Origin of the sequence: Corallococcus carmarthensis, from assembly GCF_003611695.1 — a bacterium.
GTDB classification, from domain to species: Bacteria; Myxococcota; Myxococcia; order Myxococcales; family Myxococcaceae; genus Corallococcus; species Corallococcus carmarthensis.
Genome location: NZ_RAWE01000481.1, coordinates 1 through 611 on the forward strand (window position 1 = coordinate 1; position 611 = coordinate 611).

At 65.8% G+C, this 611-nt stretch carries 1 protein-coding gene; it reads left to right on the plus strand.

From position 1 onward, the window contains the following. The coding region (gene pstS, locus D7X32_RS44585; protein ID WP_208752785.1) for a phosphate ABC transporter substrate-binding protein PstS at positions 1–611 on the plus strand (611 nt) is incomplete at both ends.

Below are 611 nucleotides of genomic sequence, written 5' to 3' on the forward strand. Positions count from 1 at the left end.
ACCCCCGCGTCGTCGCCGGTGACGTTGGCGGAGACCGGTAGCACGCTGCTCTACCCGCTGTTCAACCTGTGGGGTCCGGCCTTTCACGAGAGGTATCCGAACGTCACGATCACCGCTCAGGGCACCGGTTCTGGTGCCGGGATCGCGCAGGCCGCCGCCGGGACGGTCAACATTGGGGCCTCCGACGCCTATCTGTCGGAAGGTGATATGGCCGCGCACAAGGGGCTGATGAACATCGCGCTAGCCATCTCCGCTCAGCAGGTCAACTACAACCTGCCCGGAGTGAGCGAGCACCTCAAGCTGAACGGAAAAGTCCTGGCGGCCATGTACCAGGGCACCATCAAAACCTGGGACGACCCGCAGATCGCTGCGCTCAACCCCGGCGTGAACCTGCCCGGCACCGCGGTAGTTCCGCTGCACCGCTCCGACGGGTCCGGTGACACCTTCTTGTTCACCCAGTACCTGTCCAAGCAAGATCCCGAGGGCTGGGGCAAGTCGCCCGGCTTCGGCACCACCGTCGACTTCCCGGCGGTGCCGGGTGCGCTGGGTGAGAACGGCAACGGCGGCATGGTGACCGGTTGCGCCGAGACACCGGGCTGCGTGGCCTATAT